Origin of the sequence: Sulfuricurvum sp., assembly GCF_036279695.1 — a bacterium.
GTDB lineage: Bacteria > Campylobacterota > Campylobacteria > Campylobacterales > Sulfurimonadaceae > Sulfuricurvum.
Map to the genome: position 1 here is coordinate 1 of NZ_DASUIQ010000098.1, position 7971 is coordinate 7971.

Consider the following 7971-nt stretch of genomic DNA (forward strand, 5'->3'; position numbering starts at 1 on the left):
GCCTCTAAACTGATGGCTCCACCGCTTTTCACTACTTAGCTCATACCAAAGATTATAGAGAACATCGCTATTGTTTTGCACAGATGCATAGGTGATCGGATTGTTGTTCTCATCGACGGTTCGGAGGATATGGTTGATCCCCGTCATCCCCTCCGTATCATTGAGTTTGCGGCTTTTGATAAACGTTTTATACTCCTCAAAATGGGAGTTGAAATCCCCGACAAGGATAAACGGTTCATCTTTGGGAAGCTCTTTGAGTCGTAAAAGGAGACGCTTCGCACACGCTATACGTTCGCTCTCCGGTCCGCTTTTGGATTTCCAATGGTTGACGAAAACACGCAAAGAGGTGCCGTCGATATTGATTTTGGCTTCGAGAATATCACGGTATTTGCCGCTGTAATTGACAGGATATTTGAGGGCGCTTTGGATAGGATAACGGCTCAGCAGCGCTACGCTCACCGCGGAGTTTCGGGTTTTGGCAAAGGCATAATAGGGATAGTAGAGTCCCTGACGGTTGATTTCGGCTTTGAGATCTTTGAGGGCATTCAAGGATTCGATCTCTTGCAGGGCGATAATATCGGCATGAACTCCTGCGATCACTTGTGCAGTGTGGCCCAGTTTCGTGCGATACATCTCCTCGTTCCATCCCCAGTCTCCGTTTGGGATGTACTCTTCGTACTCGGTACCGTCGCGTTGCATATCAAAGAGATTCTCGACGTTGTAACTCGCTATTTTCACTTCTACCCCTCCTAGTATTGAGATCATCCATACCGACAGGAATAGAGCGCGCATTTACTCTATTCCGCTGAGACGAAGGAGATTTTTGGAGTCGCATTCGCGCCCCATCATCTCGACAAACAGCTCCTGCATACTTTGCGATCCCCCCTTGGCTAGGACGATCTCTTTGTAGCGACGGGCAAGCTCGGAACCGAATACCCCCTCATCGACGATGGCGTAATAGGCGTCGGCACTGAGTACCTCCGCCCATTTGTAGCTGTAATACCCCGCACTGTATCCGCCGCTGAAGATGTGACTGAACCCGTTTTGGAATTTATTGAACGCTGGGGGTTTGATGAGGGCTGTTCGCTCTCGGATTGAATTGAGAAGATTTTGAATCTCATCGCCTTGATAGAGTTTGGAGTGGAGTTCGAAATCAAAGAGGGAAAATTCGATCTGTCGGAGCATAAACATACCGCTTTGGAAGTTTTTGGCTCGGATCAGTTTCTTGATCATCGCATCGCTGAGGATTTCACCATTCTCATGATGTTTAGCAAACAGTTTCAACACTTTCGGCTCATAGGCGAAGTTTTCCAAAAACTGGGAGGGAAACTCCACCGCATCCCATTCGACGCCGTTGACACCGCTCACACCATGCTCTTTTACTTTGCTCAAGAGATGGTGGATTGTGTGTCCCATCTCATGAAAGAGGGTGACGACATCATCGTGCCGCAGCAGTGAGGGAGAGGTTTCAGAAGATGGGGGGAAGTTACAGACGACAAATGCGCTGGAGAGGTGCGTGCATCCTGCACTGTCGCAGTGGTGGGTTTGAAAGTTATGCATCCATGCGCCGCCCCGTTTGTCTTTGCGGGCTTCGAGGTCGAAATAGACCCGCGCGGTGAGAACTTCTCCCTCATAAATATCATAGGCACTCGCTTTCGGATCCCAGAGTTCAATGTTTTGGCGGACAAAACGGATGCCGAAGAGTTGATTCAAAAAGGTAAACATCCCCTCCATCACGCTGTGTTGTTCGAAGTAGGGACGATACTCCTCTTCGTCGATGTCGTATTGGGCTTTTTTGAGGATTTCTCCATAATATGCGGTGTCGTAGCTTTGCAGATCGATATTCGGAGCGATGGCACGAAGCTCTTCGAGTTCTCGCAACCCTTGACGACGGGAAGCATCGATAAGCTCATTTAAAAACTTCAAAACGCTTTCCGTACTCGGTGCCATTTTGGAGGCGAGGGAGTATTCGGCATAGTTCTCAAATCCCAGAAGCTTTGCACTCTCTTGACGAAGTGCCATCAACTCATCGATAATTTCTCCGTTCTGCGGTGCACGCGTGGTGTAGGCACGGTACAGCTCTTCTCGGATAGTGCGGTTAGTCCCATAGGTCATGTAAGCGATGTAGGAGGGCATTTGTAGGGTAAAACGGTATTTGGTGATGCCGTCCTCTTCGAAGCGGGCATTTTCTAAATCACTCTCCGGGATACCCTCAACATCGGCGGGATCGGTGATGATTTTCTCGTAAGCATTGGTTGCATCGAGGACGTTTTGGGAGAAGTCGTTGGTGAGGGTACTTTTACGTAGATTAATTTCTGCCAAACGCTCTTTGGAAGCATCATCCAGATGGGCACCTGCAAGCTCAAAATGGAGAATATTGAGATCCAAAATACGGCGCTGTTCGGTATTTAGAGAATCGTATTCACGGGCTTTGACACTTTTGAACGCTTCATAAATATCGAGATTTTGCCCGACAAAGGTGGAGTAATCGGTGAGGATCGGGAGGGCATCCGCGTATACTTTTTGGGAAGCCTCGGAGTTTTTAACGGCATTGATATGCGATAGCGGAGTGAACAACAGCTCCAAATCTTCTTCCATCAGATCAAAAGGGCGGACAAAATTGGCGTAGGTTTTTTCGGGTATCGAGAGTAATGTCTCTATGGTTTTATGATTGATTTCGATAAGAGCGTTCAAATCGGTGATAAAAGTCTCTAAATCGAGTTTAAATTCGGCAAACGGGTTCATTTTTTCTCCTAGTTATGGATGATATTGTAGTCAAGTGTTTCAAAAATTATTCTAATGAGAACTATTTAGGAGAAAATGTTTTTTTTGGATTATAATTGTAGGAGTTTCAAGAGCAATTATCCTATTCACAGAGAGGAAATTTCATCATGAGCAAATCCGATACAATCACCGTAGACGGCAATGAGGCCGTCGCCCTTGTCGCCCACAAAATCAATGAAGTCATCGCCATTTATCCCATCACCCCCTCATCGGCGATGGGTGAGTTTAGTGATCTCTACAGTTCCAAAGGGCAAAAAAATATTTTCGGCACCGTCCCCGAAGTGTATGAGATGCAAAGCGAAGGGGGTGCCAGCGGTGCGGTACACGGTACTCTGCAGGCAGGTTCGCTGACGACGACTTTTACGGCTTCTCAAGGGTTACTCTTGATGATCCCCAACATGTACAAGATTGCGGGGGAGTTGACATCGACAGTATTTCATGTTGCTGCGCGCTCACTAGCGGCGCAGGGTCTCTCCATTTTCGGGGATCATCAGGATGTAATGGGGGTTCGACAGACCGGTTTTGCCCTCCTCGCATCGAACTGTGTTCAAGAAGCGCACGATTTTGCTCTCATTTCCCAAGCCGCGAGTCTCCGTTCTCGTATACCGTTCCTCCACTTTTTCGACGGGTTTCGAACCTCTCATGAAGTGAGCCGAATCGAAAAACTAAGCGATGAGGTGCTCAGAGCAATGATTGATATGGATCTTGTTGCCGCACACCGTGCACGGGGACTGAGCCCCGATCATCCGGTGTTGCGCGGGACGGCACAAAATCCTGATGTCTATTTTCAAGGGAGAGAGAGTGTCAACCGCTACTATAAAGCATTGATAGAAATTCTGCAAGGGGAGATGGATAAGTTTGCCGCTCTTAGTGGACGCTCCTATCATCTGTTTGACTATGTCGGTGCTGCGGATGCGGAGCGGGTCATCGTCTTGATGGGTTCGGGTGCCGAAGCGGTAGAGGAGAGCGTCAACCATCTTGTCTCGATCGGAGAAACAGTGGGGATGATCAAAGTGCGGCTTGCACTGCCGTTTGCCTCGGAGGCGTTTATCGCCGCACTTCCGACATCGGTGCAATCGATAGCGGTACTGGACCGTACCAAAGAGCCGGGAAGTCTCGGTGAACCGCTCTATCATGATGTTCTGACTGCTCTTTTTGAAAATCAAGATACTTTGCCGTTTACAATGCCGCGCCTCATCGGTGGACGGTACGGTCTCTCTTCCAAAGAGTTTACCCCCTCTATGATCTTCTCTATTTACAAAGAGTTGTCAAAACCGTTAATGAAAAACCATTTTACGATCGGGATCGATGATGATGTCACTTTCACCTCGTTGGAATACGATCATAACTTCATTCTTGAAAATCCCGATCAGTTTCAGGCGGTGTTTTACGGGTTAGGCTCGGATGGAACAGTGGGGGCGAACAAAAATACGATCAAAATCATTGGAACCGAAACGGATCATTATGCGCAGGGGTATTTCGTCTATGATTCGAAAAAGTCGGGTTCGATGACGACGTCGCATCTACGCTTCGGTACCAAGCCGATCCGATCGAGTTATCTGATCCAAAAAGCCGATTTCGTCGGGGTTCATCAAGCGGTCTTTTTGGAAAAACTTGATCTTCTCGATATCGCCAAAGAGGGGGGGATATTTTTGCTTAATACCCCTTATCCCAAAGAGGAGGTATGGAACCGTCTCCCGCGGGTGACGCAAGAGAGAATCATCCAAAAGAAGCTCAAATTTTATGCGATCGATGCGTACAAAGTAGCACATGCGTCGAATATGGGACGGCGAATCAATACGGTGATGCAGACCTGCTTTTTTGCTATCAGCGGAATACTGAGCAAAGAGGAGGCAATGGCAAAGATCAAAGGCTCCATCCAAAAAACCTACGGCTCCAAAGGGGATGTCATTGTTCAAATGAACTACGCCGCCGTCGATACGACGTTGGAGAATCTGTATGAAATCGATGTCCCATCCTCAGTCAACTCGTCGCTCGAACTCCAGCCTACCTTGAAAGGGGATATGTCTGCGTTCACCCGTGAAGTGATCGGAAAAATTACCGCGTTCAAAGGGGATGATCTTCGGGTTTCCCAAATACCCGATGACGGCACTTGGCCAACGGGGACGACGCAGTATGAGAAACGTAATATCGCTCAGGAAGTTCCGCTGTGGGACGGCGATACCTGTATTCAGTGTAATAAGTGTGTCTCGGCGTGTCCTCACTCGGTGATCCGCTCCAGCGTATTTGACGTGTCGTATTTGAGCGGTGCACCGGATGGGTTTAGCGCCAAAGCGGCAAAAGGGAAAGGCTTCGGAGAAAACGACCGATTCGCTATCTCGGTAGCGGTTGAGGATTGTACAGGATGTGCCCTTTGCGTCGAAGTGTGTCCAGCGAAAAACAAATCCCAAACCTCTCTCAAAGCGATCAATATGGTACCTCAGCTACCGCTGCGCGAGGCGGGGATAAAACAGTGGGAGTTTTTCCTCTCCTTGCCGAAAATGGATCGCGCATCACTCGACCATGCCAACCTCAAAGAGTCCCAATTTTTGGAGCCGCTGTTTGAGTTCAGCGGTGCGTGTCCGGGATGCGGAGAGACACCGTATGTGAAACTCGCTTCTCAGCTCTTCGGAGACCGGATGGTGATTGCGAATGCGACGGGATGCAGTTCTATCTACGGCGGCAATCTTCCCACAACGCCGTGGAAAAAGAATGAGGTTGGGCGAGGTCCTGCATGGTCAAATTCGCTCTTTGAGGACAATGCCGAGTTCGGTTTGGGCTTTCGTCTCTCCATCGATGCACAGAGTGATCGGGCGCGCGGACTGCTCGAAGAATTGAGAGACGAGTTGGATGGGGCGCTCGTCGATGAGATCTTAGGTGCCGAGCAGCATGAGGAATCGCAAATCAATGCGCAACGCGAAAGAGTTGATACATTGAAACAATCGCTGGAACATCAAAACAGCGAGAAAGCCAAAACGCTGATTGAGCTTGCCGATTATCTGGTCAAAAAATCGGTCTGGATCATGGGCGGGGACGGCTGGGCGTACGACATCGGCTACGGCGGATTGGATCATGTTCTCGCTAGCGGCAAAAACGTCAATATTTTGGTTCTCGATACGCAGGTTTATTCGAATACGGGGGGGCAGCAGTCCAAAGCGACCTTTACCGGTGCGGTGGCAAAATTTGCCGCAGGGGGGAAAGCGGGACTTCCTAAAGATCTCGCCGCGATGGCAATCGCTTATGAAAATGTCTACGTCGCTAAAGTCGCGATGGGAGCTAACGATACGGCAACGGTAAAAGCCTTTATCGAAGCGGAACGGTATGAGGGTCCCTCTATTATCATCGCCTATTCGCACTGTGTTGCTCACGGGTATGATCTGAAATACGGTTTTGATCAGCAAAAACGGGCAGTGGATAGCGGTCTGTGGCCGATTTTCAGGTTCAATCCCGACAAAATCAAAGCGGGCGAAAATCCGATGACATTGGATTATAAAGGACCAAAAATCGATGTTAAAGATTTCATGTATCGAGAAACAAGATTTAAAATGGTCGAAAAAATGAATGCTACATCTGCCGTGGCATATCTGGAAACGGCGGCTCATACGGCACATTCGCTTTATGAACGATATAAAAATCTGCATGAGTATTATCAACCTGCGCAGGAGGAAGAATAATGGAACTCTCAACATCTATATTGGGGCTGAACCTCAAAAATCCCCTGATCGCCAGTGCGTCACCGCTTACCGGATCGCTGGAGAGTATTCGAAAGCTCGAGGATAACGGTATCGCTGCTGTTATCATGCACTCTCTTTTTGAAGAGGAGATTAACCATGAAATCGGTCAAATAGACCATTTTCTCCATGTAAACAGCAATTCGTATGCAGAAGCGCTTACCTATCTCCCCAGCGAGGTTGATTTTGACAACCTTCAAGCCGATCACTATCTTGAAGAGATCCGAAGGATCAAAGAGGGGGTGCATATTCCGATTATCGCCTCGTTGAACGGTGTCTCTTCGGGGGGATGGGTCAAATACGCGAAAAAACTCCAAGAAGCGGGTGCTGATGCACTGGAACTCAATATCACCTATATCCCAACATCGATGGAGTTGGAAGGATACAGGGTCGAGCAGATGTATATCGATACGGTAGCGACGGTAGCCGAGCAAATCGCCATCCCTTTGAACGTTAAAATGAACTCCTACTTTTCCAACCCTGCCAATATGGCAAAACGGTTTGTCGAAGCGGGAGCCAAAGGGTTGAGTCTTTTTGATAACCCTACATTGGTCGATGTTGATCTGGAACTCCTTACCCCTTTGCAGAGAGCCAATATCACTTCATCCGAACGTTTGAGTGAATCGCTCCGTTGGTGTGCGATCCTCTACAAAAAACTCTCTTGTTCCCTTTGTGCCAATACGGGAATCCACACCGGCGAAGATGTCCTCAAAGCGATTATGAGCGGAGCCGACGCGACGGCTCTTGCTTCGGTGCTGTTGATCAAAGGGGAGGGTGAAATCAAGCAGATACTGAGCGATATAAATGAGTGGATGGAGAAACATGAATACGAATCGATTAGCCAGATGAAAGGTTCTATTTCGCTGATCCATACCGATAATCCGTCGGTTTTCGAGCGAAACTCTTATATGTATGCGTTGCAGCATTATCGCCGATAGTTTTTCTGTGCGGTATAATTCGGCATATTAAAAAGGGTTTTGCCGATGAGTATGAAAATAAGATTATTGTTGCGGTATATTTTTGTCGGGGCGTTGTCCCTTTTTCCTTTGATTTTGGTCATTGTAGTGGTCAACTATCTGAAAAATCTAGGCGTTAGCGCTTATCTCTCACTCCATGATTACACCAATTCGTTTGGGGTGACATTAGCATTGATGGCAGGGGTTATCGCTGTCTTCGCCGTGCTCGGATTTTCGATCGAGAAGTACGGTCGCTCTATCTTTGTCTCGATGATCGACAGCACGTTTGAGAAAATTCCCGCGATTCGCTCCGTCTATTCGGTCTCGAAAAAACTTGCCGCCATGCTCAGCGGTGGAGAAGACGGGACGAAAAAAGAGGTGGTTTTGGTTGAGTATCCCAAAGAGGGGTTATGGGTTCCCGCCTATTTGCTCAACCGTCATGAAAATATTTGTGTTCTTTTTATCCCGACCTCTCCGAACCCGACGAGCGGATATACGGT

Annotated in this window: 5 protein-coding genes; 3 read left to right on the forward strand and 2 right to left on the reverse strand. The window is 48.2% G+C overall.

The features are described from left to right. Both VFW36_RS09655 and VFW36_RS09660 read right to left on the reverse strand, forming a co-directional pair. On the reverse strand, positions 1-738 hold a 738-nt coding region (locus tag VFW36_RS09655; RefSeq protein ID WP_329658603.1), incomplete at its 3' end, for an endonuclease/exonuclease/phosphatase family protein. Positions 739-792: 54 nt separating this feature from the next. Then, positions 793-2745 carry a M3 family metallopeptidase gene (locus VFW36_RS09660; protein WP_329658604.1) on the reverse strand — a complete coding sequence of 651 codons (1953 nt, stop codon included), beginning with the start codon at positions 2743-2745 and terminating at the stop codon, positions 793-795. 146 nt (positions 2746-2891) lie between these two features. On the opposite strand from VFW36_RS09660, the gene nifJ reads away from it, so the two are divergent. From nifJ to VFW36_RS09675, 3 genes are all read left to right on the forward strand, one after another. Next, positions 2892-6458: a pyruvate:ferredoxin (flavodoxin) oxidoreductase gene (gene nifJ, locus VFW36_RS09665; RefSeq protein ID WP_329658605.1), complete on the forward strand. Its 3567-nt coding sequence runs from the start codon at positions 2892-2894 to the stop codon at positions 6456-6458. Next, a complete protein-coding gene (locus VFW36_RS09670) occupies positions 6458-7453 on the forward strand; it encodes a dihydroorotate dehydrogenase-like protein (protein ID WP_329658606.1) in 996 nt (331 codons plus the stop codon). Before nifJ ends, VFW36_RS09670 begins: the two co-directional genes overlap by 1 nt. 51 nt (positions 7454-7504) lie before the next feature. After that, a partial coding sequence (locus VFW36_RS09675) for a DUF502 domain-containing protein (RefSeq protein WP_329658607.1) occupies positions 7505-7971 on the forward strand: 467 nt, incomplete at its 3' end.